Here is a 26,947-nt window from a genome sequence, read left to right on the forward strand (position 1 = left end):
ATTATAACTGGCAGCCGCCTCCGGACGGCATTTCAGGCAGCGTGATGCAGCTTTTCCGGTGCGGCGGGGACATGCTCCAGCATGTCGCGCACGAGCTCCTGCAGACCGATACTGGCTTTCCAGCCCCAGTCGGCGCGCGCATAGGTGTCATCCAGGCTATGTGGCCATGTGTCCGCGATCGCCTGGCGGTGGTCAGGCTGATACTGGATGCGGAAGCCAGGCAACTGCCGGACTATTTCTTCGGCCAGTTCGCGCGGATTAAAGCTCAGCCCGGCAACGTTGTAGGCGGACCGGATACGGACTTGTTCGCCCGGTGCATCCATCAGCTGAATAGTTGCCCGAATAGCATCGGGCATGTAAATCATCGGCAAGGTGGTTTCCGGCCCCAGAAAGCAGGTATACCGCTCTCCCCGCTTGGCGGCATGAAAGATCGCAATCGCGTAATCCGTGGTGCCGCCGCCGGGTGGTGACTTGTGGCTGATGATGCCTGGATACCGGATGCTGCGGACATCGACCCCGAACCTGGTGAAATAGTATTCGCACAGCCGTTCGCCGGCCTGCTTGCTGATGCCATAGATCGTCGTCGGATCCATTACCGCCAACTGTGGTGTGTCGACGGCCGGTGTATGCGGACCGAAAGCAGCGATCGATGAAGGCCAGAAGATTTTCAGCGGCTTGCCTGCTGCCCCACGCTCACGCGCGAGTTCAAGCACATTGAGCAGACCGTTCATGTTCAGCGTCCATGCCTTGAGAGGCGCCTGTTCTCCCGTCACCGAGAGTAATGCCGCGAGCTGGTAGAGCTGGGTAATGCCGTAGGTGTCGACGATGGTGGCTATCCGGCCGGCATCCAGCACATCGATGGTTTCATAACAGGTCGCGCCGAACAGACTGCGCGGTCCGATGTCGGCGGCAATGACATTGTCAGCGCCATGCTGGAGCGACAGTGCCTCGACGAGTTCGCTGCCGATCTGGCCGTTGGCGCCGATGACGAGAATACGTTCCATTGTCTTGCTCCTTCAGTTCTTCAAAATGCCAAGTTCACGTCCCGCCTGCCCGAATGCCGACAGTGCACGGTCGAGTTGTTCGCGCGTATGGGCGGCGGAAAGCTGCACCCGGACGCGGGCTTGCCCCATTGGCACAACCGGATAAAAGAAACCGGTAACAAGGACGCCGAGGTCATAAAGACGCTGGGCAAATTTCTGTGCCAGCGGTGCGTCGAACAGCATCACCGGGACCACGGGATGCGTTCCCGGTTTGATCGTGAAGCCGAGTTCCGTAATGGCGGCGCGGAAGTAAGCGGTGTTTTCATGCAGCCGGTCGCACAGTTCGGTGGAGGACGACAGCCGCGCGAGGACTGCGAGCGACGCGCCGGCAATCGACGGCGCCAGCGTATTCGAGAACAAGTAAGGGCGGGATTTCTGGCGCAAGGTCTGGATGACTTCCTTGCGTCCCGCAGTAAACCCGCCCATTGCGCCGCCCAGAGCCTTGCCAAGCGTGCCGGTAATGATGTCCACGCGCCCCATGACCCCATGGTGCTCATGCGTACCGCGGCCGGTTTTACCCATGAAGCCGGAGGCATGGCATTCATCGATCATGACCAGTGCACCGTAGCGGTCGGCGAGATCGCAGATCTTGTCGAGTTGGGCAATGGTGCCGTCCATCGAAAACACGCCGTCGGTCACAATGATTTTATGCCGCTTGTCCGCCGCCGCCACCAGCTGCTTTTCCAGGTCCGCCATGTCGTTATGCTGATAACGATACCGTGCAGCCTTGCATAACCGTATGCCGTCGATGATGGACGCGTGGTTCAGCGCATCCGAAATAATGGCGTCGTTCTCGTCGAACAGGGGTTCGAATACGCCGCCGTTGGCATCGAAGGCCGCTGCGTACAGGATGGTGTCTTCGGTCCCGAGAAAGTTGGAAATGGCTTGCTCAAGCTGCTTGTGCACGGTTTGGGTGCCGCAAATGAAACGCACCGAAGACAAGCCGTAACCGTATTTTTCGGTTGCCTCAACGGACGCGCGAACCATTGCTTCGTCACCGGACAGGCCCAGGTAATTGTTGGCACACAGATTGATCAGCCGCCGACCATCATCACAGACAACTTCGGCACCTTGCCGAGATGCAATGACGCGTTCCGGCTTAAACAGACCTTGCTCGCGCAAATTCTCCAGGCCAGCCGCCAACCCTGTATAAAAATTCTCTTTCGCACCACTAGTGGACATGCGAGCCTCCGTGTTTTGCCGTTTAATGTTGCAGGAAACATTTTGCTATCTATGCTTCCGACCGTCTGCTACGATTGAGTTCACTAAAATGCACCAAATCCATTATCTCGAACTAAAGTTCAATATAGTGGATATTAACCAAGCCACTTCGACAATGCAAGAGTGTTAATGAAAAATATCGTTGCCCCAGGTGCGCCTCCTGAAGTTGGCGCTACCCTGCAAAAGATTCGACTTAAGCGTGGATTGACACTGGATGACTTGTCACGCGCAGCCGGCGTGTCGAAATCCATGCTGTCGCAGATTGAACGAGAAAAGGCCAATCCGACGATCGCCGTCGCATGGCGGCTCGCCAATGCCCTTGGGATTGGCATTGAGGAATTACTCGCTACGAATACCCGGGAATCGGAAGCGATCCATATTCTTGAACCACACGAGACGCCGACGCTTCCCGGCCATCATTCCGGTTATGTGCTGCGTATTCTGGGCCCCATGGATTTGGCCGGGAAATTTGAATGGTATGAGCTGACTCTGGCGAGCAAGGGTGCACTGAAGTCGAATCCCCATGATCCGGGCACGGTCGAGCACCTGACTTTGCTGAATGGAACACTGGAGCTTGAAGTCGATGGCGTCGTCAAAAGCCTGAAATCCGGAGGAACCGCACGTTACGTGGCAGACAAGCCGCATGCCATTCGCAATACCGGCACAGAGGAAGTGAAGGCCTTGCTGGTGGTGATTCATCGCTGAGCAGATGTCGATTCGATACGGTAATCGATCGAAGACATTGAATTTGCGATGCCCATATCGCTAAAGCAATGTAATGAATGCAGAAAGTAAAAAAGGCGCCCGTGAGGCGCCATTTTTATGCAGAACTGAAACGACGTCCGCGATTGATCAGCTCAACTGCTCCAGGCGGATCTTCGTTACCTCGCCCACCACTGTCGACAAGGTTTCAATTTTTGCAATCGCCGCGACGACGTTCTTCTCCTGCGTCTGATGGGTTAGGATGATGATATCGGCCTTGGTTTCCCCTTCTGCCGGCTCCTTCTGCAACATCGCATCGATGGAAATCGTCAAGTCCGCGAGAATGCGGGTGACATCGGCGAGCACACCTGGCTGATCGGCAACCTGCATGCGCAGGTAATAACTTGTCGTGACTTCCGACATTGGCAGGATCGGCGTGTCGTTCATGGCATCAGGCTGGAACGCCAGATGCGGCACGCGATGTTCAGGATCGGCTGTGGCAAGGCGAGTGATGTCGACCAGGTCGGCAATGACCGCAGACGCGGTCGGCTCCGAACCGGCGCCCTTTCCGTAATAGAGTGTCGCCCCGACTGCGTCGCCGTGTACCAGTACGGCGTTCATCGCGCCTTCCACGTTTGCGATCAGGCGTTTGGCCGGAATCAGTGTCGGATGCACACGCAGTTCGATCCCCTTGGGAGTACGCTTGGCAATGCCGAGCAGCTTGATGCGGTAGCCGAGTTGTTCGGCATACTGGATGTCGGTTGCCTGCAACTTGGTAATGCCTTCGACGTGAGCCTTGTCGAACTGCACCGGAATACCGAATGCGATGGCGGACATGATGGTCGCCTTGTGCGCGGCATCGACGCCTTCGATGTCGAAGGTCGGATCAGCTTCGGCATAGCCGAGACGCTGCGCTTCTTTCAACACCACATCGAAATCCAGGCCCTTGTCGCGCATCTCGGACAGGATGAAGTTGGTGGTGCCATTGATGATTCCGGCCAACCACTGGATACGGTTTGCGGTCAGGCCTTCACGCAGCGCCTTGATGATGGGGATACCACCGGCAACTGCTGCCTCAAAGGCGACCATCACACCCTTCTCCTGGGCCGCCTTGAAAATTTCATTGCCATGGGTCGCGAGCAGCGCCTTGTTGGCGGTCACGACGTGCTTGCCGTTGGCGATGGCTTTCATCACCAGGTCTTTGGCAATGCCATAGCCGCCGATCAGTTCGATGACGATATCGATATCGGGATGATTGACGACCAGGTTGGCGTCGTTGACGACTTCGCACTCACCGTTCGTCAATTCCCTTGCACGCTCGGTATTGAGGTCGGCCACCATCGTAATCTGAATGCTGCGTCCTGCGCGGCGCGTAATCTCTTCCTGATTGCGCTTCAAAACATTAAATGTTCCGGAACCGACGGTTCCGATGCCTAGCAAGCCTACTTTGATGGGTTTCATAGCGAGTGTTGTCTGTGTTAAAAGCGGTGAATGTTGCGCGGTTCGTCCAGTGTCCAATGACAAGGACCATCGCCGCGCGAGAGCCTGCGGAAAACCACCCTGCCGCCCCTCATTGCTGAAGACATGTGGTTCGGCAGTCCCGGCACACCCGCCTTGGCGGGCGACACCGGATTGACAGCCTCAGGCCGTGCCGTGGCGTTTTCGGTAACCTTCGAGGAAGCGCGCAATGCGTCCCATTGCATCGGTCAGATCATCGGAGTTCGGCAAGAAAACGACCCGGAAATGATCGGGGGCGAACCAATTGAAGCCGGTACCCTGAACAATCAGGACCCTTTCCTCCGCCAGCAGCTCATAGGCAAACTTCTGGTCATCCTCGATCGGGTAAATCTTCGGATCGAGTTTCGGGAACATGTAGAGCGCGGACTTCGGCTTGACGCAGGTGACGCCAGGGATTTCAGTGAGCAGCTTGTGCGCGAGATCGCGTTGCTTGAGCAAGCGCCCACCGGGTCCGACCAGGTCGTTAATGCTTTGATACCCGCCCAGCGCGGTCTGGATCGCAAACTGCCCCGGCGCATTGGCGCACAGACGCATCGACGCCAGCATGTTCAGGCCCTCGATGTAGTCCTTGGCCGGCTTCTTCTCGCCGGATACTACCATCCAGCCAGCGCGATAGCCGCAGGATCGATAATTCTTGGACAGACCGTTGAGCGTAAGGAAGAGCACATCGTCAGCCAGCGAGGCGATCGAGGTGTGCTGTTCGCCGTCGTACAGGGTCTTGTCGTAAATTTCGTCGGCAAACACGATCAATTGGTGCTGGCGCGCCACATCGACAATCTGCTGCAGCACTTCAACCGGATAGAGCGCACCGGTCGGATTGTTCGGGTTGATGACAACGATGGCCTTGGTATTGGAGGTGATCTTTTTCTTGATGTCCTCGATATCGGGAAGCCATCCGGACTGCTCGTCGCAGACATAATGCACGGGCTTGCCGCCGGACAGGCTGACCGCCGCAGTCCAGAGCGGATAATCGGGTGCTGGAACCAGGACTTCGTCACCGCTGTTGAGCAAGGCATTCATGCCCATGACGATCAGCTCGGATGCGCCGTTGCCGATATAGATATCGTCAATCGTAACGCCTTCGATCTTCTTTTCCTGCGTGTAGTGCATGATCGCCTTGCGCGGCGCGAACATGCCCTTGGAATCGGTATAGCCTGCGGCATTGCCCATGTTGATGATCATGTCATGCACGATCTCGTCGGGCGCGTCGAAACCGAACACGGCGAGGTTGCCGATGTTCAGCTTGATAATTTTGTGGCCCTCTTCTTCCATCTGCTTGGCTTTTTCCAAGACAGGGCCACGGATGTCGTAACAGACGTCTGCCAGTTTCCTGGACTTTTGAATCGGTCGCACTCGGTATATTCCTCGTGGTTTACGCATAACGGCGTGCAATGCTGCACCGCCAAAAGAACCATTTTGCCGAAAGCAACCCGTTTTATCAATGCGTACGGCCGCCTTTTAATCCGGGAAGGGCTACAATGCCCCCTTCTTTTTCTTCTTGTTGTCGGAAATTTATGACTTTTCGCGGGTCTATTACGCCATGAAGCTCCATTCAACTCCTACCCAACATTATCAGACCGTCACCGCTTACGATGAAGAAGGCGTTGAAATCAATGCTCAGCGCTTCGGCTACAGCCTGATCGTCATGCCGGAAACGCCACCGCAGCAATGGCCGGTCGCATCCTTCGACGCCCTGACGGCAGAAGATTTTTCCCGGCTGGACGAAGTGTCGCCCGATGTTGTTATTCTTGGCACTGGCAGGCGTCAGCGCTTCATTCACCCTCGACTGATTGCGGCATTGACTTCGCGCCGCATCGGCGTCGAGTGCATGGATAACCCTGCCGCGTGCCGCACTTACAACATCTTGATGGGTGAAGGTCGCAAGGTCGCTCTCGCACTGATCTTCGACGAGCCCTGATCCTGATATCCGCGCATCTTAAGCGGTATCCTGTGCGGCGCGGTACCTGCGACCATCAAGGGGTGATGGCCCCAGCACAATTGCCTTCTTGAAAACCTGCAAGGCATCTCCATATGGAGGCATATGGCAAACATCGCTGGAACAAAGGCGTCGATTTCGCGTCATGTCGGAGAACAGGCAGCGGTTCCTCGATCGATGTGATTACGCCTACTTGATACGCCTACTTGAGTTGTCATTGCGCCATATCCGGCAGTTCGGGTTTCCGTGACGTGTGGCATTTCAAATTGAATGAACATTCGATAACATCAGGGGTGCGGCCTTTATTACCAGTTGACCGCAGACGCACTGACCGTCGTCACAAACGACAAAACATTTGTACCAGGAGACCATTGTGGCTGAAAGCCCGTCCGCACTTAATATGACCGCACCCGATTTCTCAGCTGAAATGACTGGCAACCGGATGTTTCGCCTTTCCGATTACAGGGGAAAGACGCTCGTACTGTACTTTTACCCGAAGGACAACACGCCCGGCTGCACCACCGAAAGCATGCAATTCCGGGACCTCTATCCACAGTTTCAAGAGGCCAACACAGAGATATTCGGTATAAGCCGCGACAGCATCCGTTCGCACGAAGGCTTCAAGGCCAAGCTCGACATGCCGTTCGAGCTGATTTCGGACCCTGACGAGACAGTCTGCAATTTGTTTGATGTCATGAAAATGAAAACCATGTACGGCAAACAGGCACGCGGCGTAGAACGGTCGACATTTATCATTGACGGCAACGGGACATTGGTGAAAGAATGGCGTGGAGTGAAAGTGCCTGGGCACGTTGATGAAGTACTGGAGTTCGTGAAGGCTCTTGCGTAACCGCTGAACCCATTGAATCTAAAAGAATTTTCTCTTCGAAGGCCGTTTGTGGAAGAGGCATCAAGCCTCCCCCTCAAACGGCTTTTTTACTTCGCGTTTCTGCATTCCGGAACGCATCATCGCACTGCCCGATCCCTGCAGTATCCTTTACCTTTCTTTTCTCAGGTTGTATTGCACTCGCTTTTCCCAACCCGCTGTTTCAATCAACCCGCAACCCGCCGTGCAACCGTTTGGCCCCGACGAGTCGTCTATTCAATACATTTTTAGATTGAGGTCCTGATGCCACTGCCCAAATTACCGACAAAACCCGCAACAATGCTCTCCCCGCAGGATTACCCCAAGGCAGAGAAAGGCAAATCGGTAAAACCTGTGATGACGCTGGTTGAATCCGCTCCGCAAGTAATCGAAATTCCTCCTGAAGCACGCGCCAAAACAACTGAAAAGGCGCCTGCCGTAAAAACCCGTACCGCCAAGCCGAAGGCTGCCGACAGCCTCGTTAAATCCAGTTCCAGCCGCATCGCCGGCAAGCTTGGGCTAACCAAGCTCTTCGTGCTCGACACCAATGTGCTGATGCATGATCCGACGTCGCTGTTCCGCTTTGAGGAACACGATGTCTATTTGCCGATGATGACGCTGGAAGAACTCGACAACCATAAAAAAGGAATGTCGGAAGTCGCACGCAATGCACGACAGGTATCGCGTTCCCTCGATGCACTTGTCGCTGGTGTTGCTGAACACGAGATCGAAAACGGGATTCCACTCGCCAAGCTGGGCAATAAGGATGCAAAAGGCCGCCTTTTTTTCCAGACCAGGTTGCAGAACGTGGAATTGCCGGAAGGACTACCGATCGGCAAGGCCGACAACCAGATTCTCGGCGTGGTTCGCGCCCTCGAAGGCCAGTTCCCAGGGCGTCCGGTGGTGCTGGTGTCGAAGGACATCAACATGCGAATCAAGGCCCGTGCCATGGGTCTGCCGGCGGAAGAGTATCTCAACGACCATGTCCTCGAAGACACGGACCTGCTGTATTCCGGCATCGTTCAGTTGCCTGATGACTTCTGGAACAAGCACGCCAAGGGCATGGAATCCTGGCAGGAAAACAAACACGGTACCGGCTATACGTTCTATCGTGTGACTGGACCGGTCGTTCCTTCCCTGCTGGTCAACCAGTTTGTGTTCCTGGAGCCCAACAATGGCGAGGCGTCTTTCTATGGACAGGTCAAGCAGATCAACGGCAAAACCGCCGTGCTGCAAACGCTGCGTGACTACACCCATGGCAAGAACAGTGTCTGGGGCGTTACTTCTCGCAATCGCGAACAGAATTTCGCCCTCAATCTGCTGATGAACCCCGAGTGCGACTTTGTCACCTTGCTTGGTCAGGCTGGTACCGGCAAGACCCTGCTTGCGTTGGCAGCGGGATTGGCGCAGGTCCTGGAAACCAAACTCTACAACGAAATCATCGTGACCCGTGTCACCGTACCGGTCGGTGAGGACATCGGTTTCCTGCCTGGCACCGAGGAAGAAAAAATGTCGCCGTGGATGGGCGCTTTTGACGATAACCTCGAAGTGTTGAACAAGTCGGATAATGACGCCGGCGAATGGGGCCGCGCCGCAACGCAGGATCTGATCCGCTCACGCATCAAGATCAAATCCATGAACTTCATGCGCGGCCGCACCTTTGTCAACAAGTTCCTGATCATCGACGAGGCACAGAACCTGACGCCGAAGCAAATGAAGACCTTGGTGACGCGTGCCGGTCCGGGTACCAAAATCATCTGCCTGGGTAACATCGCGCAGATCGATACGCCTTACCTGACCGAAGGTTCGAGCGGCCTGACCTATGTGGTCGACCGCTTCAAGGGTTGGTCGCACAGTGGCCATGTCACACTGGCACGCGGCGAGCGCTCTCGCCTGGCCGATCATGCGAGCGAAGTGCTGTAGCCGGTACTATTTGCTTAGCAAATAAGCCAAGAAAAAAAGCCTGCACATGTGTGCAGGCTTTTTCATTTGTGGCTTCAGCTCGCTTAATGGTACCTGGACGAACCTAACATTGACGCTTAGAGAATCTTGGTGCCGATCCACCACGCAATGGCAGCAACGAAGGCAGACGCAGGAATGGTAAAGATCCATGCCCAGACGATATTGCCGGCGACGCCCCAGCGTACTGCAGACATTTTGCGTGACGAACCTACACCGACAATGGCGCCCGTGATGGTGTGCGTTGTTGATACCGGAACGCCGAGTGCAGTGGCAAGAAACAAGGTGATCGCACCGCCAGTCTCTGCGCAAAATCCGCCGACCGGCTTGAGCTTGGTAATCTTTTGGCCCATGGTTTTCACGATACGCCATCCACCAAACAAGGTGCCCATACCAATCGCAGCATAGCAGCTCAGCACGACCCACATCGGCAAGGGATCAGTCGTGGAGGAATAACCGGCGGCAATCAGCAGCATCCAGATAATGCCCATTGTTTTCTGCGCATCGTTGCCGCCGTGGCCAAGGCTGTACATTGACGCGGAAACCAACTGCGCGCGCCGAAACCACTTATCGACGCGGCGGGGTGTGGAACGAACAAAAAGCCACGACACGACTACCATCATGATCGAACCAAAAACGAAGCCAAGCAGTGGCGACAGGACGATGAAGGCGATGGTTTTGATCAGGCCTGATGAAATCAGTGCACCGGTACCGGCCTTGGCAACTGCCGCTCCAACCAGACCACCGATAAGGGCATGGGACGACGACGATGGAATGCCGTAATACCAGGTCAGGATATTCCAGAAGATTGCGCCTACCAGCGCGCCAAAGACCACATAATGATCGACAACAGATGGTTCAATCGTTCCTTTACCAACCGTCGTAGCCACCTTTAACTGAAAAAAGAAGATGGCGACAACGTTGAAAAACGCGGCCATTGCGACAGCGTGCTGCGGCTTGAGCACACCGGTAGAGACCACCGTTGCAATTGCGTTGGCGGCATCATGGAAGCCGTTCATGAAATCGAACAGCAGTGCCAGCAAGATCAGGAAGGCAAGTGTGTAAATGCTGATTTGTAGGGTTTGCATGAGATTCTTGTTTTGTTTAATTCCGTGCGCCTGACACATCAGCACAGCAACGATCTGTAGCCGGCGCTGTCGAGTGCAGCCGCTTATCCCCGGGGATGAGTCGGGTCATGCGTTCTCGACGATGATGCCTTCGATGATGTTGGCAACGTCTTCGCAACGGTCGGTCACGGTTTCAAGAATTTCGTAAATCGCTTTCAGTTTGATCAGATTGCGCACGTCGGGTTCATCACGGAAAAGCTTGGACATAGCTGCGCGCATCACGTGGTCAGCATCGGATTCGAGGCGATCGATCTCTTCGCAAATTGCAAGGATCTGCGTCGAATTGTCCATGTTGTGCAGCAAGCCCACCGCAGCCTTTACCTTTTCCGTGCAAGCATGGCAAAGCTCGGCAAGGCGCTTGGCCTCAGGCGTAATGGCCTTGATGTCGTACAGGGAAATTGTCTGGCCCGCATCTTCCAGCAAGTCCAGGATGTCGTCCATGCGCGTGATCAGTTTGTGAATGTCGTCGCGGTCCAGCGGAGTAATGAACGTCTTGTGCAGGAGATCCAGAGTCTGATGGGTTACCTTGTCCGCCTGCTTTTCGATGCCTTCAATGGCATGCACACGGTTTTCGAGATCGTCGAAGTTGGTCATCAGGGCAACCATTTCCTTTGCACCCTTTACGCACAGTTCCCCGTGCTGGATAAACAACTCGAAGAACTTGCCCTCATTGGGCATCAATCGTCCAAACATAATTGCACTCTCAAAAAGTCAAATTGTTAATGTCTTGGCGGCGGCCGACTCAAGTCGGCCGCCGAATGTCTGTGTCGTTATTCGTTGTCAAATACCGCGTTGCCGCCGGTATAGTTGTCGAATTTGGTGTATTCACCCAGGAAAGTAAGGCGAATAGTGCCGATCGGGCCATTACGCTGCTTACCAATAATAATTTCGGCCGTGCCCTTGTCCGGCGAATCGGGGTTATAGACCTGATCACGGTAAATAAACAGAATAACGTCGGCATCCTGTTCGATAGCACCGGATTCACGCAAGTCGGACATCACGGGCCGCTTGTTTGGACGCTGTTCCAGCGAACGGTTCAACTGTGACAACGCAATCACGGGGCAGTTAAGTTCTTTTGCCAGCCCCTTCAGGTTTCGGGAAATTTCCGAGATTTCGGTTGCGCGGTTTTCACCCGCCGAGTTTGCAGACATCAGCTGCAGGTAGTCGATGATGATCAGTCCAAGCTTGCCACATTGCCGTGCCAGCCGGCGTGACCGCGCGCGCAATTCAATTGAACTCAGCGCAGGAGTCTCATCGATGTAGATCTGAACTTCGTTCATCTTCTGGATCGCATGCGTGAGCCGGGGCCAGTCCTCGTCATTGAGACGGCCGGTACGCAAGCGATGCTGATCCAGACGTCCGACAGATCCCAGCATACGCATCGCGAGTTGGGCGCCACCCATTTCCATCGAAAAGATGGCAACCGGCAGACCGCTTTCGATCGCCACGTTCTCGCCGATGTTAATCGAGAATGCCGTCTTACCCATGGATGGGCGACCCGCCACGATAACCAGATCGCCTGGCTGCAGGCCGGAAGTCATTCGATCCAGATCGACGAAGCCGGTAGGAACACCCGTGATGTCGTTCTGATTATCGCGATTATAGAGTTCATCGATACGTTCGACGACCTGCGTCAGCAGCGGCTGGATTTCCAGGAAGCCCTGCGCACCCCGCGCGCCCTCTTCTGCAATCGCGAAGATCTTGGATTCGGCTTCATCGAGCAGTTGTTTAACTTCTTTGCCCTGAGGATTAAAGGCCTGTCCCGAAATTTCGTCGGAAACCGTAATCAGCTTACGTAGAACGCCGCGATCGCGGACAATTTCTGCATAGCGGCGAATGTTCGCCGCCGATGGCGTGTTCTGCGCGAGCGCATTCAGATAGGTAAGTCCGCCGACTTCGTCGGCCTTGCCGCTACCGGTGAGCGCTTCATAGACCGTGATGACATCTGCCGGCCTGGTGGCATTGATCAGCTTGACGATATGCTGAAAGATGATGCGATGGTCATATCGATAGAAATCGTCTTCATGCACGAAATCCGCAATGCGGTCCCACGCTGCATTATCGAGCAATAAACCGCCCAAAACGGACTGTTCTGCTTCAATGGAATGTGGAGGAACGCGAAGCGCATCCAGCTGAGGATCGGTGCGTGTATTCATGGCGCGAATTATACCTTCTCGCCTGAAAGCAAGGCACGGCAGCTAGGGGAATATTCCTTGCGGGTGTGGCGCACATATCCATATTGCAATCAGTTGTCGCCGCACTTACTGCCTTGACATTCACTGCCTAGGCAGATATATTAACCTCTACCTCTACTATCGCCGACCGCATTCCTTGCCATGTCTCAACCGTATACCGTGAAAACTTATACTTCAGCCGAAAGCATTGGCTATCTGTTAAAACGCGCCGGCGGTCAGCTCTCCGTTACGTTCGATCGGCGTCTTGCCGAGTTTGATATGACGCATGCTCAACTTGGCATTTTCATGAAGCTGCTCTCTAGCAATTTGAATACCGCTGCGGATCTTGCCCGGGAATTTGCCACGGATACCGGTGCCATGACTCGTCTTCTAGATCGGCTCGAAGAAAAAGGTTTTGTTCAGCGCTGCCGAAGTACCGCCGACCGTCGTGTAGTAGAAGTTGCGTTATCTGAAAAAGGCCATGAAATGGCGGACCAGATGATTCAGGTCGCCGTCGATGCGTTGAATCACCATCTGCGCGGCTTCGCACCGGAAGAAGTCGAACAATTTAAAGAATTTCTACGGCGCATGATTGCTAATGCCTGAGCAGCATGCGTCTTTTCGTTAATGCAACGACTCCTTCCTATACCTAACAATAAATACTCAATGTCATGATGAGATTGACTGCCCCCGCCTTTTTCCGGATGCGCCCGCTCGGGACTTTGTCCCTCAGCATGCTGCTGGCGTCATGTGCCAATTTTCAGCCGATCGCTCCGGCAAATCCGACCATCAACAAGGTGTCCATGTCGTTGCCCGCAGGGGTCAGCCAATCCGAGGACGCATGGCCGGCAACGGGATGGTGGACGGCCTACGGTGATCCGCAACTGAACAGGCTCATCGAACATGCGTTGGCAAACAATCCCAATCTCGCTGTTGCGCAGGCACGGATCGCACGTGCACAAGCATCGGCTGATCTCAGCCACACGGCGACTTCGCCTCAGGTCAATGGAAGCGTAGACCTCAGCTACGGGCGTCAGTCGGAAAATTATCTTGTGCCGCGCCCACCGGTCGGGACAGGGGGCGAGTATGTCAGCCAGGGACAAGCAGCTGTCAGCTTTGGTCTCGATCTCGACCTGTGGGGCAGGAATGCAGCGCTGATCCGCGCGGCCGACGCGCAGTTAAAGAGTGCCGTGTATGACCGTGAAGCGACGCGACTGGCATTGACGACGTCGATCGCGCGCGCCTATACGCAACTTGCCGCTCAATACGATATGCAGGACGTCTTATCCGCCACTCTCGAACAACGCCGCTCTATCCGTCGCCTGATTGACCAGAGGGTCAAAAATGGACTCGATACCCAAGTCGAAGTCCGACAGGCAGAAACCAATGAGGCCGGCTTGCGGATCGAAATCGAACAGCTGGCGACCTCGGCCAGGGTGACGCGTTTACAATTGGCCGCCCTCGCTGGCGACATGCCTTCGGCTGCCGAAGGTATGTCACGACCCAAGCTGACTTTTTCCGGATTTCGCTTGCCGACCGGGTTGCCGCTGGATCTGCTTGGCCGTCGTCCGGAGTTGGCTGCGCAGCGCGCCAGGATAGAGGCCGCCTATGGCGAGGCCGACGCAGCAAAAGCGCAGTTCTACCCCAACATCAACCTGAACGGCCTGATCGGATTTCAGGCGATCGGCCTCGGCAACTTACTGTCGGCTGGCAGTTTGACAAACAGCGCAGGCCCGGCAATTCGCTTGCCAATTTTTGACGCCGGCCGCTTACGCGCCAATTATGCAGGCAAGGCAAGCGATATCGATGCTGCGATTGCGCAGTACAACCAATCCGTATTAGGCGCTGCACAAGATGTTGCCGAGCAATTGACGAGGTTCGCGGACCTCGATCGCGAGGAGGCTGTCACGCGCGAAGCACTGGCCGCAGCCGAAGAGGCGCATCGCCTCGCGACCTTGCGCTACAAGGGCGGCCTGTCGCCCTACCTCACCGTGCTCACTGTTGAATCACAGTTGCTCGCGCAACGCCGCGCCATGGCCAACCTGAAGGCGCGTCGCGAAGACCTGAATATCGCGCTGGTGCGTGCGCTCGGTGGCGGATTCGATACGTCCACCACAGCGCCTCAGGCCAGTCTTCAGCAGAAATGACGCGTAGCTAATTTGACCGCATCAACAGTACGACAGAATAGAACCCAGGAGTCATCATGAGTGCAGTACCGAATTCCAATTCAAGTTCCACCCCGCTGCAGCAAGCCGCGCTTCAAGCCGCATCGACACCAGCAAGTCATGGTTCACCGAAGCGCAAGAAAATCATGCTGACTATTGCGTGCGTATTTGCTATCGCGGCACTCGGCTTTGGCGCTTACTGGGCGCTTGTGTCCCGTTTTATCGAAGAAACTGACAACGCCTATGTGCAGGGGAATATCGTACACGTAACGCCGCAAATCGCTGGAACGGTGATTAAGATTTATGCCGACGATACCAATATTGTGAAGGCTGGTCAGCCCCTGGTCACACTCGACGCGGCGGATGCCGAAATCGCATTGGCGCAGGCCGAAGCCCAGCTCGCGCAAACAGTGCGTGAAGTACGCACGCTGTACGCCTCCCAGGCGCAGGCTGGAGCCAATGTTTCGCTGCGCCTGGCAGAACTGGCACGCGCAAAGGACGACCTTGCCCGCCGCAAGGCGCTCGCCGGGTCAGGCGCCGTGTCGGGTGAGGAAATCCGCCATGCCGAGAGCGCTGTATCTGGAGCACAAGCAGCGCTCGACGCAGCGAAAGAGCAACTCGCGTCTGGCCGTGCGCTGACCGAAGGCACTAGCGTTGCCAACCATCCGAATGTTCAGCGTGCCGCTGCCCGTCTGCAGGAAGTCATGTTGAGCCAGGCCCGTTCAACGATTTATGCGCCAGTCAGCGGTGAAGTCGCCAAGCGTAGCGTGCAGGTCGGCCAGCGTATCAATCCGGGTGCGCCGTTAATGGCGATTGTGCCGCTCGACCAGTTGTGGGTCGACGCTAATTTTAAAGAGTCGCAATTGCGCGAAATGCGGGTCGGTCAACCCGTGACGCTCACTGCAGACCTCTATGGCAGCAAAGTCGAGTACAACGGAAAAATTGCAGGCCTTGGAGCTGGCACCGGATCCGCTTTCGCGCTCCTGCCAGCACAAAATGCGACCGGTAACTGGATTAAAGTGGTGCAGCGCGTTCCTGTCCGTATCCAGCTCGACCCGAAGGAACTGGCCGACCACCCGCTGCGGATCGGCTTGTCGATGCGTGCGGAAGTCGACCTGCATGAGCAGAGCGGCGAGCCGGTCGGTGCTGCTGCGCCGGCGCAGAAGACAATGACCGCATTTGGCGCCTCGGACGGCGTGGCCGATCCAAAAGCAAAACGAAAAATCGATGCCATCATCGCTGCCAATCTGAAATAAGACAGGAACAAGGTATGCAAGAGCAATCCGTCAGAGCTGGCGCAGCCGATGCGTCCGCTGCTGCGCAGGCCATGCCGGCGCAAGCACCACTCAAGGGGTCTGCGCTGATATTGCTGACTATCGCGGCGGCATTGTCGACCTTCATGGAAATCCTCGACATCACGATCGCCAACGTGTCGATTCCAACCATCGCCGGCTCGCTAGGCGTATCGACCAGTCAGGGAACCTGGATCATCAGTGCTTATTCCGTCGCCGCAGCGATTGCGGTTCCACTGACCGGCTGGCTTGCTCGCCGTGTGGGTGAGATCAAGCTGTTTGTGATCTCGGTATTAGCGTTTACGTTGATGTCAGCGATTGCCGCGTTCTCGGTAAACCTTCCCATGCTGGTCATCTGTCGCCTGTTGCAGGGCTTGGTCTCGGGACCGATGGTTCCGCTCTCTCAGACATTGCTGGTCCGGAACTTCCCGCCTGAGAAACGCGGTGCAGCGATGGGTCTATGGGCGATGACAGTGATTCTGGCGCCGATAGCCGGACCGCTGTTGGGTGGCTATATCAGCGATAATTATCACTGGTCATGGATCTTCCTGATCAATATCCCGATCGGCCTGTTCGGCGGCATTACGATCTGGACCCTGATGCGCAAGAGAGAGTCTCCGACAGTCAAAGCGCCGCTTGACGTTATCGGATTGCTGCTCATGGTCGTCGGTATCGGCAGCCTTCAGTTGATGATGGAAATCGGCAAGGACTACGACTGGTTCGCCTCCCCGTTCATCACAGCGCTCGGCGTGATCGCCGCCGTCAGCCTTACTTTCTTCATTGCGTGGGTCCTCACGTCGCATCATCCGATTGTCGATCTTGGCCTGTTCCGGGACAAGAACTTCCGATTCGGCGTGATTCTGTTGTCGGTCGGATTTATGACTTATTTCGGCTCGGTCGTTGTATTCCCGCTCTGGCTGCAAATGGTGATGGGCTATACCGCTGCCCAGTCCGGCGCGGCGATGGCACCAATCGGAATCTTTACCCTCATTCTGTCGCCCATTATCGGCCGCAATATCACGAGACTGAATTTGCGTGTGCTTGCTACCTTTGCCTTCGTCGTCATGGGTGCAGTATCGCTGTGGAATACGCAGATGTCGCTGGACGTGGGGTTCTGGGATATCGTCAGTCCGCGACTCGTGCAGGGTATCGGCATGGCGTGTTTCTTTCTTCCCGTGCAATCGCTGATGCTGGCCAATATCACACCTGATCACATGGCGGCCGCCTCCGGCCTCTCGAACTTTCTGCGTACGCTAGGCGCAGCCATGGGGACCGCCATCAGTGTCACTGCATGGGAACATATGTCGAGTGCCCACCATGCGCGACTGACGGAAAATGTGTCTCAATTTTCACCGATCAGCAATAACTACCTGGGCATACTGCAGTCAGCTGGCCTGTCGCTCGACCAAGCTTACGGCGTCATCGAGCGCACGATTAACGCTCAAAGCTATATGCTCGCGACCAACGAGTTCTTCCTGTATTGCTCGGTCGCCTTTTTTGCATTGACAGGCGTGGTCTGGTTGACCAAACCAAAGAAAATCACCGGTCCAGCATCGGTCCATTGATGATGCAGCGGTCATTCGTACGTTACTTGCGCGTAGAGCAGCGCTGATTGAGACCTTTTTCTGAGGCCCTTCTCTTGCTGCGATATGTCGTTTTAGGGTTAACGATTACCGCGTTGTGGTTCATAGCATTTCATAGAAAATGCCGAGCAGACACCGGGGAATGACATAAGTCCTGGAGTACTTTTGGCCTGGCTGTATCATCGATGCGGGTTGATCGATGCCGGGCGTTTGTGCATATCAACACGGCTTTGCGATTAGCAGCCAGAGTCGCCTCGCCATCGCATACCAGAAATGTAATGAACGTATTCGCCGCCCAAGAACAGGCTAGGCAAGGTAGTAAAAACAGAAGGCAAAAATACAAAAAAGCCGGCTTCCGCCGGCTTTTTTATTGCTACCTCAACTGCTTCTATCAGGCTTGTTCGCCAAAGACAGCAACGTTGATGTCAACAACAACGTCAGTATGCAGAGCAACTGCGATAGTATGATCGCCGACGACCTTGAGCGGTCCTTGGGGCATACGGATCTGAGCCTTTTCGACCGGGAAGCCGGCCTTGGTCACTGCTTGAGCAATATCGGCATTGGTAACGGAACCGAACAGACGGCCGTCAACGCCAGCCTTCTGAGCGACCTTGACAGTAGTACCGCTCAGCTTCTCACCTTGTGCCTGCGCAGCGGCCAGCTTTTCGTTTGCAGCCTTTTCCAGGTCAGCGCGCTTTGCTTCAAATTCTGCAACAGCAGTTGCAGTAGCACGGCGGGCCTTGCGCTGGGGGATCAGGAAGTTACGTGCGTAACCGTCCTTGACGCGTACGACTTCGCCGAGATTGCCAAGATTAACGACTTTTTCCAACAGAATGACTTGCATGTTTTTCTCCTATTCTTCAGTCGTCAATTAGGCGTTGTGCAGATCGGTGTAAGGCAGCAACGCGAGGTAGCGTGCGCGCTTGATCGCAGTGTCAACCTGACGCTGATAATGTGCCTTGGTACCGGTCAGACGTGCCGGCATGATTTTGCCGTTTTCCTGAACAAAATCCTTCAGGGTGTCGACGTCCTTGTAGTCCACTTGCTCAACGCCCGCAGCGGTGAAGCGGCAGAATTTTTTGCGCTTGAACAGCGGGTTTTGCTGCTGGCGCTTGTTCTTGAGTTTGCTCTTGTCGAATTTTTTACCGAATGCCATGTTTGGCTCCTGTACTGTATCTAGTGATCTGGTGAATAAGCGTCGAAGTCCGTGATATGGAAAACGAGGCTTTTGCTATTGCGATTCTTGCGAGCGAGAAATCCGGTGAATACCATCGTCACCCCCATTTCCGCCTTGTTGAGCCTTCCTGAAATTTCGCCAGCGGCAATCGCGACGATTTCAAACTCAACCTGGCGTGGGATGCCTGCCTCCACCTGCCCCGACGCGTGCAACAATTTTGCCGACACGATCGGGATACCTGCCGGTGTGTAGCGCAATACTTCACGCTCGGCAATGGCGGCTATCAGGCGTAACTGATTCACACTCCTCGACTGGCAGAATTACGCAGCGGCTGCTTCGGAACGCTGGCTCTTGGCAGCATCTTCCTTCTGCACAGCCTTCATCATTGGCGACGGCGCTGTTTCTGCCTTCTTCATCTTGACGGTCAGGTGGCGCAGGACGGCATCGTTAAACTTGAAGCCTGTTTCGATCTCAGCCAGTGTTTCGCTGTCGCACTCGATATTCATGCAGACATAGTGTGCTTTTGCGAGCTTCTGGATCATGTATGCCATCTGGCGGCGGCCCCAGTCTTCGACGCGGTGTACCTTGCCGTTACGGGCAGTCACGATACCCTTGTAGCGTTCGATCATTGCAGGCACTTGCTCGCTCTGATCCGGATGGACGATAAAAACGATTTCATAATGACGCATGTATTCTCCTTATGGACGGATTAAACAATCGCCCACCTCGGCGTCAAGACGAGTGTGGGAAGAGGAAAGCCCGCTATCATAACCTGCACCAAAGGAAAACTCAATCATTTCAAGCGCTTAACAGGATCGAACCGAAAAACCCCAAAAAACCTGTATATCCGCTTGCATTCAAACAAAACCTGTATAAAAATACAGGCTGTCTATATGAACAGCATGGCCAGACTGCAAACACCTGCAGCAGTCACGCAATAAATATTAATCTTCGCCAATTTTTTGGCGATCTTCGCTGATTACCTTGGCTGCCAAACATGCTTAAACTTACCGCACGTCAGGAACAGATCCTGAATCTAATCAAGGAAGCGATCGAAAATACCGGCTTCCCTCCGACCCGGGCCGAAATCGCCACCGAGCTCGGCTTTAAATCGGCCAATGCCGCGGAAGAGCATCTTCAGGCCCTGGCCCGCAAGGGTGCAATTGAAATTTCTCCGGGCACTTCCCGCGGTATCCGACTGCGCGATATGCATGGCGACAGCGGACTCCGGCTGTCGGGACGTCAGATGTCGCTACCTCATCCCGCCCTCATGCAACTCAGTCTGCCACTAATCGGTCGGGTCGCTGCAGGTTCGCCTATCCTTGCACAGGAGCATGTTGAAGCGACCTACAGTGTTGACCCTGCCCTATTTTCCGCAAAACCGGATTACCTGCTGAAGGTTAGGGGTTTATCCATGCGTGATGCGGGCATTATGGATGGCGACTTGCTTGCGGTTAAGAAGATCGACACCGCAAAAAACGGCCAGATTGTCGTTGCGCGCCTTGGCGATGAAGTTACGGTCAAGCGGTATAAAAAGAGCGGCTCGTTAATTGAACTACTGCCTGAGAATCCTGATTTTGAGCCGATCCGGGTAGATTCCAGCCACGACAACTTTGCGCTTGAGGGCTTGGCTGTTGGGCTGCTACGCGCCTGGGCATAATTCTTGTTCGTTGCTCCAGACATCTATTGCAGGGTAGCGGCAATGTGGCCGCACCCTGCCGCCGCGCTTTCTTTTATTGACTTGTGTATTGATTAACTGGCCTGGCTAGGCAGTCGGTTGCACAGTGACATGCCCATAAGAATAAAAACTCGGCGCATCACATACCGTTAGCCCTACGATCTTTCAGTACCAAACATGTCTCCGAGTTAACGCGCAAGGCACAAAACATTTCACTGAATGCTCCGCGAGACGCTCTCGACCTAGATCAATCCCCCGCTACTCCCTGTACTCCCTTTTTCTATTCACTCTTATTCACTCAGCCTGGTTTTTTCCTATCCGTGCGAGAATGTGCCTCGCTATACCCCGCAAAATATTGACTTCCTCAGTTTCTAGTTGCGTTCGCGAAAACAGGCGTCGTAATCGGGACATCAGTTTTTTGGGATTGTCCGGGTCGAGGAATTCAATCGCAATCAATGCTTTTTCCAGGTGCTCATACATACCGTCCACCTGTGTCAGGCTGGCTGCATCTCCGTGAAATCCAATTGGGGATTGAGCAATCCTATCGCCGCCCGCCGCCATTCTCGCCTCGTACGCAAGCAATTGCACAGCTTGTGCCAAGTTCAATGACGAATAGTCAGGATTGGCTGGAATGTTGATCAGAACATTACATTTTTCAATTATCTGGTTTGGCAATCCATAACGCTCGCTCCCAAATACCAGAGCAGCGTTCAGACTCCCATCATCGACCAAGGTCGAAGCGAGCGCTCTCGGTGTCGTGACAGGTGGTGAATACTCGCGCAAGCGAGCGCTTAGCGCAGCGGCGAAATTGCAACCTTCCAGCGCCTCTTCTATGCCGCCGACGATTTTTGCGGATGCAAGGATGTCTTGGGCGCCGCTGGCGAAAGCAATTGCCTCTTCCTGATGCACGGCGTCAGGAAAACGCGGATTCACCAGCACAAGTTGCGAAAAACCCATGGTTTTCATGGCGCGTGCAACTGCACCGATATTGCCCGGATGACTGGTTTCGACGAGCACAAAACGAAGGCGCGAGAAAAGAGAAGTGTTGGTTTGTGGCTGGTTCATTTAAAATAGCGACATTACGCGGCGCCGGCCCTTGGCTGACGAACTACCGCATCGCTCATTAATTCATTCAATGTGGTTCCGAACGCGGTATGCGACGGTACCGCAATTTTAACGGAACCCTTATGCATCCCATGCTCAATACGGCGGTGAAGGCTGCACGCCGCGCCGCTTCGATCATCAACCGTGCCTCTTTTGACATTGAACGCGTCAAGGTCACCGAAAAAGGTCATAATGATTTCGTGACGGAAATTGACCAGGCCGCCGAGCAAGCCATCATTGAAGTTCTGAAAACCGCATACCCCGACCACGCGATTCTCGCTGAAGAATCCGGCGCATCCAGCAACCTGCACGACGAAAACGACAACGTCTGGATTATCGATCCAATCGACGGTACCACAAATTTCATTCACGGCTTTCCCCAGTACTGCGTATCCATCGCGCTCCAGCAACGCGGGCAGATCACGCAAGCCGTAGTGTACGACCCGACCCGCAACGATCTATTTACCGCAACCAAGGGTGCCGGCGCTTACCTCAATGAAAAACGTATTCGTGTAGGCCGACGCGACAGGATGGCCGAAGCGCTAATTGGTACGGGCTTCCCGTTCCGGGACAAGGCGGCCCTGGACGAATACATGCAGATGTTCCGAATCATGACTGAAAAATGCGCTGGTTTGCGCCGTCCCGGGGCGGCCGCCCTCGATCTGGCCTATGTGGCTGCAGGCCGTCTGGATGGTTTCTTCGAGAAAGGCCTGCAAACTTGGGATATGGCAGCCGGATCGCTGCTGATCACCGAAGCAGGTGGCATCGTCGGCAATTTTGCGGGAGAGTCCGATTACCTGTATAAAGGCAACGTACTTGCAGGCTCTCCCAAAATTTTTGCGCAAATGGTCAACCTGCTGTCGCCGTTTGCTAAATAAGTTTTCCTCCTGATGTTATCGAGGCGGGCGTGCGCAATACCTGTGCATGCCTGCACGCTGCGCTGTTCCAGTCTACGCGCCGCTGTCCCTCCGACCTCCCGCATCTCCACCTTATTTGCCTGCGATAGATTGGCGCCCATGAACCGGCGACAGGCACATACTTTAAATGAGTCTTCATGTCTTTTACTGAACTTGGCCTGGCCGATGAAATTGTTCGTGCCGTTAGTGAACAGGGCTACACCAGCCCTACCCCGATTCAAAAACAAGCTATTCCTGCTGTTCTTGGTGGAGGCGACCTGCTCGCGGGCGCGCAAACCGGCACTGGCAAGACCGCCGGCTTTACGCTGCCTATTTTGCAGCGCCTTGCATTGCAGCCGCGGCCACAGGGCACGCAGCGCCGCCCGATCCGCGCACTCATCCTGACGCCCACCCGCGAACTGGCGGCCCAGGTTGAAGAAAGCGTTCGGGTCTATGGCAAGTACCTGAAGCTGACATCCTCCGTGATCTTCGGCGGCGTCAACATCAATCCGCAGATCCGGGTACTCAACCAGGGCGTCGACATCCTGGTCGCAACGCCAGGCCGTCTGCTCGACCATATGCAGCAAGGCACAGTCAACCTGTCGCACATCGAAATCCTGGTGCTGGACGAAGCCGACCGCATGCTCGACATGGGCTTCATCCGTGACATTCGTCGGGTACTCGCCGCCCTGCCCAAACAACGGCAAAACTTGCTGTTCTCGGCAACCTTCTCTGATGAGATCAAAGCGCTGGCAGACGGATTGCTGAACTCGCCCGCAATGATTGAGGTGGCGCGTCGCAATTCCACTTCCGAGATCATTTCACAGAAAATCCATCCGGTTGACCGCAACCGCAAGCACCCTCTGCTCAGTCACCTGATCAAGACCAACAACTGGAACCAAGTACTGGTTTTCACCCGTACCAAGCACGGGGCCAACAAGCTGGTGGAACAGCTTGTGAAGGACGACATCAGTGCGATGGCGATCCACGGCAACAAGAGCCAATCCGCACGCACCAAGGCACTTGCCGAATTCAAGGACGGCAGCCTGCAGGTACTTGTGGCGACCGATATCGCTGCACGCGGTATTGATATCGATCAGTTGCCGCATGTCGTCAACTATGACTTGCCCAACGTGCCGGAGGACTATGTGCACCGCATCGGCCGCACCGGTCGGGCCGGTTCGACAGGAGAAGCCGTATCGCTCGTCTGCGTTGATGAACACGACATGCTGAAAGGAATAGAGAAGTTGATCAAGCGTGCTATCGCGCAGGAAGTCATTCCCGGCTTTGAACCTGATCTCAATGCACGTCCGCAACCGATTCAGCTTCGCAGCGGCAATCAGCCTTCGCGCAATGCACCGCGTCAGCAAAGGCAGGCAGCGCCCAAAGGAAAGCCGAACCCGGGAACGGCCAAACAGGCTACCAACAGCCTGTCCCAGTCACGTCCTGCGCAAAACAAACCAGCGAAACCGACAACCGCCAAACCGGCAGTCGGCCGCTCGCTGACCGGAACGACATCAACGCCGCACCGTAGCGGCGGCCGCGGCCGCTAAGCATAACAACGCGGCATGCATTCCCCATGCATGCCGCCACTCATCCTCTACGACGGCATATCGCAAACTATGCGAACATTTGTCGCATCTCCCTTCATTCCCGTCCTGCGCCGCATTAAAATGGCGATCAATATCTGCCTTTGAATAAGAAAGTCCGGAATGGCATTAGCATCTGTATCCGGGAAGGATGGAGCTCAACCTTCCCGCCCTGACGAAGCACTGGAAAAACACACTCCGATGATGCAGCAGTATTTACGCATCAAGGCGGATCATCCGGGTACTCTGCTGTTTTATCGGATGGGTGATTTCTACGAGCTGTTCTTCGACGATGCGGAGAAGGCAGCGCGCATGCTGGGCATCACCCTGACCCAGCGCGGAACGTCAAATGGTAATCCGATCAAGATGGCGGGCGTGCCTTTCCATTCCGCGGACCAGTATCTGGCGAAGCTGATCAAATTCGGCGAGTCGGTGGCCATCTGCGAGCAAATCGGCGACCCCGCAACCAGCAAGGGGCCGGTCGAGCGCAAAGTCATCCGCGTCATTACACCAGGCACGCTGACCGATTCCGACCTGCTTCCCGAAAAATCGGACCGACCGCTGCTGGCGGTCTGTACGATTACCCAGCGCAAGACAGTCACAGTCGGGCTGGCATGGTTGTCGATGGCAAGCGGCGCATTGAAACTCATGGAATTTGCCGGTGATGCCCGTGGATTCGATGCCCGCCTGAAGCAGGAACTCGAGCGGATTGCCCCGGCAGAAATCCTGCTTACGGATGACGTCGGCTTGATGCATATCCAGTCCGGCACCGGCAAGTTTACGTCTGTGCCGCAATGGCACTTCGATCCGGAAAGCGGCCGGAAGGCGCTGCTCGATCAGCTCTCGGTATCGACATTGTCAGGTTTTGCAGCAGAAGGATTGACCGCAGCCATTGGCGCGGCAGGCGCCTTGCTGCGTTATGCGCAGTCTACACAGGGTAAGGGCCTGCAACATGTGCGAACCCTCGCCGTTGAAGCCGAAAATGAATTCATCGGACTTGACGCGTCGACTCGACGCAACCTTGAACTGACAGAAACCCTGCGCGGCTCTGACGATACGTCATCTCCTACTCTTTTCTCGCTGCTCGACCACTGCCGTACCGCGATGGGCTCACGCTTGCTGCGTCACTGGCTGCATCACGCGAAACGCGATCAGAACGTTGCCCGTTCGCGCCATGCCGCACTCAACGCACTTATGCGCGCCGATGCATCTTCAGGCTTGTCCACCACGCTGGCTGCTGTCCCGGACATTGAACGCATTACGACACGTATCGCGCTGCTGTCGGCGCGCCCGCGTGACTTGGCCGGCATGCGCAACGGCCTGCAGCAGCTGCCATCGCTCCGTGCCTATGTAGCGATGTGCAATAAAGACGCGGATGCGCCGCTACTGAAAGCGATTCACGATGCGCTGGCGACGCCGTCCGAATGCCTTGATCTGATAGAGCGCGGCATTGCACTTGAGCCTGCCGCATTGGTGCGCGACGGCGGTGTGATCGCGCGTGGTTATGACACCGAACTCGATGAACTGCGCGCGTTGTCAGAAAATGCCGGCCAGTTCCTGGTAGAGCTCGAAACACGTGAACGTGCCCGGACCGGCATCGCCAACCTGCGTGTCGAATACAACAAGGTCCATGGCTTCTACATTGAAGTAACACACGGGCAAACCGATAAAGTGCCCGACGATTATCGTCGTCGTCAAACGCTGAAGAATGCCGAGCGTTACATCACTCCTGAGCTGAAAACTTTCGAAGACAAGGCATTATCGGCACAAGAACGTGCACTGGCACGGGAAAAATTTTTATACGACAAACTGTTAAATGAGCTGGCGCCGCATATCGGCACATTGCAGGCGATCGCCCATGCACTGGCCGAGCTCGACACGCTGGTGGCATTGGCGGATCATGCGATGCGCAATAACTGGTGCGCGCCGCAACTCGTGTCCGAGCCGCGGATATTCATCGAGCAAGGACGGCATCCGGTCGTTGAAAACCAGATTGAACGCTTCATCGCCAATGACTGTGAACTGAGTAACGAACGCAAGCTGATGCTGATTACCGGACCCAACATGGGCGGAAAATCGACTTTCATGCGGCAGGTCGCCCTGATCACCCTGCTCGCCTATGTCGGCAGCTTCGTACCGGCGACACAAGCGGTCATCGGCCCAATCGATCGCATTTTTACACGCATCGGGGCGGCGGATGATCTTGCGGGTGGCCGCTCGACGTTCATGGTGGAAATGACTGAATCCGCCGCTATCCTGAATAATGCCACCGAGCATTCGCTGGTACTCATGGATGAAGTCGGAAGGGGGACGTCGACCTTTGACGGACTTGCACTGGCATGGGCGATCGCACGCCATTTGATTGACGCGACGCGCAGCTTTACTTTGTTCGCCACCCATTATTTTGAGCTGACCCAGCTTCCGGAATCCCATCCATCCGCCGTGAATGTGCATTTGTCGGCAGTTGAGCACAAGGACAGCATCGTTTTTCTGCACGCGGTTCAACCTGGCCCAGCCTCGCAAAGCTATGGCTTGCAGGTCGCCCAGCTTGCTGGCGTTCCGCAACCAGTGATCAAGGCAGCGCGCAAACATCTTGCCACGCTCGAGGCCCATTCGGTACAAGCCACCCCACAATTTGATCTGTTTGCGCACAACAGCGTACCGCCGGAGGAAGAAGAGTTGAACGACGAACCGGAACAATCCGATACGGTCACAGCTCTACTGGAGGCGATTGACGAGACAGATCCCGATGCCTTGTCGCCACGTGAAGCACTTGATGTGCTCTATCGGCTGAAACGTCTGGCCGCAAAAGAATGAATAAAAGCATCTTGCAAGGTCTGGCATTGTGTGGATTGTTGTCACTCAGTGTCGGCGTTAGTGCGCAGGACGAAGGTTTCAGCTTCGGCGTGCTATCGCAC

Annotated in this window: 24 protein-coding genes; 12 read left to right on the top strand and 12 right to left on the bottom strand. The window is 55.3% G+C overall.

The genetic code is table 11. The features are described 5' to 3' along the window. Positions 1-32 precede the first annotated feature (32 nt). Both ASE07_RS11400 and kbl read right to left on the bottom strand, forming a co-directional pair. The gene (locus ASE07_RS11400) at positions 33-1,004 is read right to left on the bottom strand and encodes an NAD-dependent epimerase/dehydratase family protein (protein ID WP_057290948.1); all 972 of its coding nucleotides are present in this window, start codon (positions 1,002-1,004) and stop codon (positions 33-35) included. 12 nt (positions 1,005-1,016) lie between these two features. Next, positions 1,017-2,225, bottom strand: coding sequence for a glycine C-acetyltransferase (gene kbl, locus ASE07_RS11405; protein WP_057290949.1), 1,209 nt, complete (start codon positions 2,223-2,225; stop codon positions 1,017-1,019). A 168-nt stretch (positions 2,226-2,393) separates the two neighbouring features. On the opposite strand from kbl, the gene ASE07_RS11410 reads away from it, so the two are divergent. Continuing rightward, positions 2,394-2,969 (top strand): helix-turn-helix domain-containing protein, encoded by a 576-nt coding sequence (locus ASE07_RS11410; protein ID WP_057290950.1) that lies wholly within the window; start codon positions 2,394-2,396, stop codon positions 2,967-2,969. 147 nt (positions 2,970-3,116) lie between these two features. Here ASE07_RS11410 and ASE07_RS11415 read toward each other — a convergent pair whose 3' ends face one another. Together ASE07_RS11415 and ASE07_RS11420 are read right to left on the bottom strand one after the other, a co-directional pair. Further along, complete coding sequence (locus tag ASE07_RS11415; protein WP_057290951.1) at positions 3,117-4,427, bottom strand: homoserine dehydrogenase; 1,311 nt, start codon at positions 4,425-4,427, stop codon at positions 3,117-3,119. 180 nt (positions 4,428-4,607) lie between these two features. Continuing rightward, a complete protein-coding gene (locus ASE07_RS11420) occupies positions 4,608-5,837 on the bottom strand; it encodes a pyridoxal phosphate-dependent aminotransferase (RefSeq protein WP_057290952.1) in 1,230 nt (409 codons plus the stop codon). Positions 5,838-6,024: 187 nt separating this feature from the next. Between ASE07_RS11420 and ASE07_RS11425 the strand changes: the two genes are divergently transcribed. The 3 genes from ASE07_RS11425 to ASE07_RS11435 all read left to right on the top strand — a co-directional run bounded on the left by ASE07_RS11425 (position 6,025) and on the right by ASE07_RS11435 (position 9,208). Then, a complete protein-coding gene (locus ASE07_RS11425) occupies positions 6,025-6,402 on the top strand; it encodes an Mth938-like domain-containing protein (RefSeq protein WP_057291000.1) in 378 nt (125 codons plus the stop codon). Between the two features lie 418 nt (positions 6,403-6,820). Further along, positions 6,821-7,270 carry a peroxiredoxin family protein gene (locus ASE07_RS11430; RefSeq protein ID WP_200960923.1) on the top strand — a complete coding sequence of 150 codons (450 nt, stop codon included), beginning with the start codon at positions 6,821-6,823 and terminating at the stop codon, positions 7,268-7,270. A 279-nt stretch (positions 7,271-7,549) separates the two neighbouring features. After that, on the top strand, positions 7,550-9,208 hold the full coding sequence (locus ASE07_RS11435; protein WP_200960920.1) for a PhoH family protein: 1,659 nt from the start codon (positions 7,550-7,552) through the stop codon (positions 9,206-9,208). A gap of 116 nt (positions 9,209-9,324) precedes the next feature. On the opposite strand, the gene ASE07_RS11440 is transcribed toward ASE07_RS11435, so the two are convergent. From ASE07_RS11440 to ASE07_RS11450, 3 genes are all read right to left on the bottom strand, one after another. Continuing rightward, complete coding sequence (locus ASE07_RS11440; protein WP_057290953.1) at positions 9,325-10,332, bottom strand: inorganic phosphate transporter; 1,008 nt, start codon at positions 10,330-10,332, stop codon at positions 9,325-9,327. A gap of 105 nt (positions 10,333-10,437) precedes the next feature. Beyond that, positions 10,438-11,064 (bottom strand): DUF47 domain-containing protein, encoded by a 627-nt coding sequence (locus ASE07_RS11445; protein ID WP_057290954.1) that lies wholly within the window; start codon positions 11,062-11,064, stop codon positions 10,438-10,440. 77 nt (positions 11,065-11,141) lie between these two features. Beyond that, positions 11,142-12,527 carry a replicative DNA helicase gene (locus ASE07_RS11450; protein WP_057290955.1) on the bottom strand — a complete coding sequence of 462 codons (1,386 nt, stop codon included), beginning with the start codon at positions 12,525-12,527 and terminating at the stop codon, positions 11,142-11,144. 198 nt (positions 12,528-12,725) lie between these two features. On the opposite strand from ASE07_RS11450, the gene ASE07_RS11455 reads away from it, so the two are divergent. The 4 genes from ASE07_RS11455 (at position 12,726) to ASE07_RS11470 (ending at position 17,567) form a co-directional block, all read left to right on the top strand. Beyond that, positions 12,726-13,151, top strand: coding sequence for a MarR family winged helix-turn-helix transcriptional regulator (locus tag ASE07_RS11455; RefSeq protein ID WP_162256873.1), 426 nt, complete (start codon positions 12,726-12,728; stop codon positions 13,149-13,151). A gap of 65 nt (positions 13,152-13,216) precedes the next feature. Further along, on the top strand, positions 13,217-14,692 hold the full coding sequence (locus ASE07_RS11460) for an efflux transporter outer membrane subunit (protein WP_082584089.1): 1,476 nt from the start codon (positions 13,217-13,219) through the stop codon (positions 14,690-14,692). A gap of 56 nt (positions 14,693-14,748) precedes the next feature. Next, positions 14,749-15,966, top strand: coding sequence for an HlyD family efflux transporter periplasmic adaptor subunit (locus ASE07_RS11465; RefSeq protein WP_057290958.1), 1,218 nt, complete (start codon positions 14,749-14,751; stop codon positions 15,964-15,966). A gap of 14 nt (positions 15,967-15,980) precedes the next feature. Beyond that, entirely contained in the window at positions 15,981-17,567 is a 1,587-nt protein-coding gene (locus ASE07_RS11470) for a DHA2 family efflux MFS transporter permease subunit (protein WP_057290959.1), read from the top strand. A gap of 409 nt (positions 17,568-17,976) precedes the next feature. Here the strand turns inward: ASE07_RS11470 and rplI are convergent, their stop codons facing one another. Genes rplI through rpsF form a run of 4 tightly spaced genes read right to left on the bottom strand, consistent with a single transcriptional unit; the run spans position 17,977 to position 19,451 of the window. Beyond that, on the bottom strand, positions 17,977-18,429 hold the full coding sequence (rplI, locus tag ASE07_RS11475) for a 50S ribosomal protein L9 (RefSeq protein WP_057290960.1): 453 nt from the start codon (positions 18,427-18,429) through the stop codon (positions 17,977-17,979). A gap of 27 nt (positions 18,430-18,456) precedes the next feature. Beyond that, positions 18,457-18,741 carry a 30S ribosomal protein S18 gene (gene rpsR / locus ASE07_RS11480; RefSeq protein ID WP_006462643.1) on the bottom strand — a complete coding sequence of 95 codons (285 nt, stop codon included), beginning with the start codon at positions 18,739-18,741 and terminating at the stop codon, positions 18,457-18,459. Positions 18,742-18,761: 20 nt separating this feature from the next. Beyond that, a complete protein-coding gene (gene priB / locus ASE07_RS11485; protein WP_057290961.1) occupies positions 18,762-19,064 on the bottom strand; it encodes a primosomal replication protein N in 303 nt (100 codons plus the stop codon). A gap of 18 nt (positions 19,065-19,082) precedes the next feature. Then, positions 19,083-19,451, bottom strand: a complete 369-nt coding sequence (gene rpsF, locus ASE07_RS11490; RefSeq protein WP_057290962.1) for a 30S ribosomal protein S6 — start codon at positions 19,449-19,451, stop codon at positions 19,083-19,085. A 308-nt stretch (positions 19,452-19,759) separates the two neighbouring features. Here rpsF and lexA point away from each other — a divergent pair, with 308 nt between their 5' ends. Beyond that, positions 19,760-20,422, top strand: a complete 663-nt coding sequence (gene lexA, locus ASE07_RS11495; RefSeq protein WP_057290963.1) for a transcriptional repressor LexA — start codon at positions 19,760-19,762, stop codon at positions 20,420-20,422. 312 nt (positions 20,423-20,734) lie between these two features. Here the strand turns inward: lexA and ASE07_RS11500 are convergent, their stop codons facing one another. Further along, on the bottom strand, positions 20,735-21,505 hold the full coding sequence (locus ASE07_RS11500; protein ID WP_057290964.1) for an RNA methyltransferase: 771 nt from the start codon (positions 21,503-21,505) through the stop codon (positions 20,735-20,737). Positions 21,506-21,627: 122 nt separating this feature from the next. On the opposite strand from ASE07_RS11500, the gene ASE07_RS11505 reads away from it, so the two are divergent. The 3 genes from ASE07_RS11505 to mutS all read left to right on the top strand — a co-directional run bounded on the left by ASE07_RS11505 (position 21,628) and on the right by mutS (position 26,846). Beyond that, complete coding sequence (locus tag ASE07_RS11505) at positions 21,628-22,422, top strand: inositol monophosphatase family protein (protein ID WP_200960921.1); 795 nt, start codon at positions 21,628-21,630, stop codon at positions 22,420-22,422. Positions 22,423-22,598: 176 nt separating this feature from the next. After that, complete coding sequence (locus ASE07_RS11510) at positions 22,599-23,993, top strand: DEAD/DEAH box helicase (RefSeq protein ID WP_057290966.1); 1,395 nt, start codon at positions 22,599-22,601, stop codon at positions 23,991-23,993. Positions 23,994-24,230: 237 nt separating this feature from the next. After that, positions 24,231-26,846 carry a DNA mismatch repair protein MutS gene (gene mutS / locus ASE07_RS11515; RefSeq protein ID WP_235548437.1) on the top strand — a complete coding sequence of 872 codons (2,616 nt, stop codon included), beginning with the start codon at positions 24,231-24,233 and terminating at the stop codon, positions 26,844-26,846. Positions 26,847-26,947 lie beyond the last annotated feature (101 nt).

Origin of the sequence: Noviherbaspirillum sp. Root189 (assembly GCF_001428545.1) — a bacterium.
In the GTDB taxonomy this organism is placed as follows: Bacteria; Pseudomonadota; Gammaproteobacteria; order Burkholderiales; family Burkholderiaceae_D; genus Noviherbaspirillum.

Coding starts and splice junctions, on each gene's coding strand:
- ASE07_RS11400 (WP_057290948.1), bottom strand. CDS start 1,004: ATGGAACGTATTCTCGTCATCGGCGCCAACGGCCAGATCGGCAGCGAA.
- kbl (WP_057290949.1), bottom strand. CDS start 2,225: ATGTCCACTAGTGGTGCGAAAGAGAATTTTTATACAGGGTTGGCGGCT.
- ASE07_RS11410 (WP_057290950.1), top strand. CDS start 2,394: ATGAAAAATATCGTTGCCCCAGGTGCGCCTCCTGAAGTTGGCGCTACC.
- ASE07_RS11415 (WP_057290951.1), bottom strand. CDS start 4,427: ATGAAACCCATCAAAGTAGGCTTGCTAGGCATCGGAACCGTCGGTTCC.
- ASE07_RS11425 (WP_057291000.1), top strand. CDS start 6,025: ATGAAGCTCCATTCAACTCCTACCCAACATTATCAGACCGTCACCGCT.
- ASE07_RS11430 (WP_200960923.1), top strand. CDS start 6,821: ATGACCGCACCCGATTTCTCAGCTGAAATGACTGGCAACCGGATGTTT.
- ASE07_RS11435 (WP_200960920.1), top strand. CDS start 7,550: ATGCCACTGCCCAAATTACCGACAAAACCCGCAACAATGCTCTCCCCG.
- ASE07_RS11440 (WP_057290953.1), bottom strand. CDS start 10,332: ATGCAAACCCTACAAATCAGCATTTACACACTTGCCTTCCTGATCTTG.
- ASE07_RS11445 (WP_057290954.1), bottom strand. CDS start 11,064: ATGTTTGGACGATTGATGCCCAATGAGGGCAAGTTCTTCGAGTTGTTT.
- ASE07_RS11450 (WP_057290955.1), bottom strand. CDS start 12,527: ATGAATACACGCACCGATCCTCAGCTGGATGCGCTTCGCGTTCCTCCA.
- ASE07_RS11460 (WP_082584089.1), top strand. CDS start 13,217: ATGATGAGATTGACTGCCCCCGCCTTTTTCCGGATGCGCCCGCTCGGG.
- ASE07_RS11465 (WP_057290958.1), top strand. CDS start 14,749: ATGAGTGCAGTACCGAATTCCAATTCAAGTTCCACCCCGCTGCAGCAA.
- ASE07_RS11470 (WP_057290959.1), top strand. CDS start 15,981: ATGCAAGAGCAATCCGTCAGAGCTGGCGCAGCCGATGCGTCCGCTGCT.
- rplI (WP_057290960.1), bottom strand. CDS start 18,429: ATGCAAGTCATTCTGTTGGAAAAAGTCGTTAATCTTGGCAATCTCGGC.
- rpsR (WP_006462643.1), bottom strand. CDS start 18,741: ATGGCATTCGGTAAAAAATTCGACAAGAGCAAACTCAAGAACAAGCGC.
- rpsF (WP_057290962.1), bottom strand. CDS start 19,451: ATGCGTCATTATGAAATCGTTTTTATCGTCCATCCGGATCAGAGCGAG.
- lexA (WP_057290963.1), top strand. CDS start 19,760: ATGCTTAAACTTACCGCACGTCAGGAACAGATCCTGAATCTAATCAAG.
- ASE07_RS11500 (WP_057290964.1), bottom strand. CDS start 21,505: ATGAACCAGCCACAAACCAACACTTCTCTTTTCTCGCGCCTTCGTTTT.
- ASE07_RS11505 (WP_200960921.1), top strand. CDS start 21,628: ATGCATCCCATGCTCAATACGGCGGTGAAGGCTGCACGCCGCGCCGCT.
- ASE07_RS11510 (WP_057290966.1), top strand. CDS start 22,599: ATGTCTTTTACTGAACTTGGCCTGGCCGATGAAATTGTTCGTGCCGTT.
- mutS (WP_235548437.1), top strand. CDS start 24,231: ATGATGCAGCAGTATTTACGCATCAAGGCGGATCATCCGGGTACTCTG.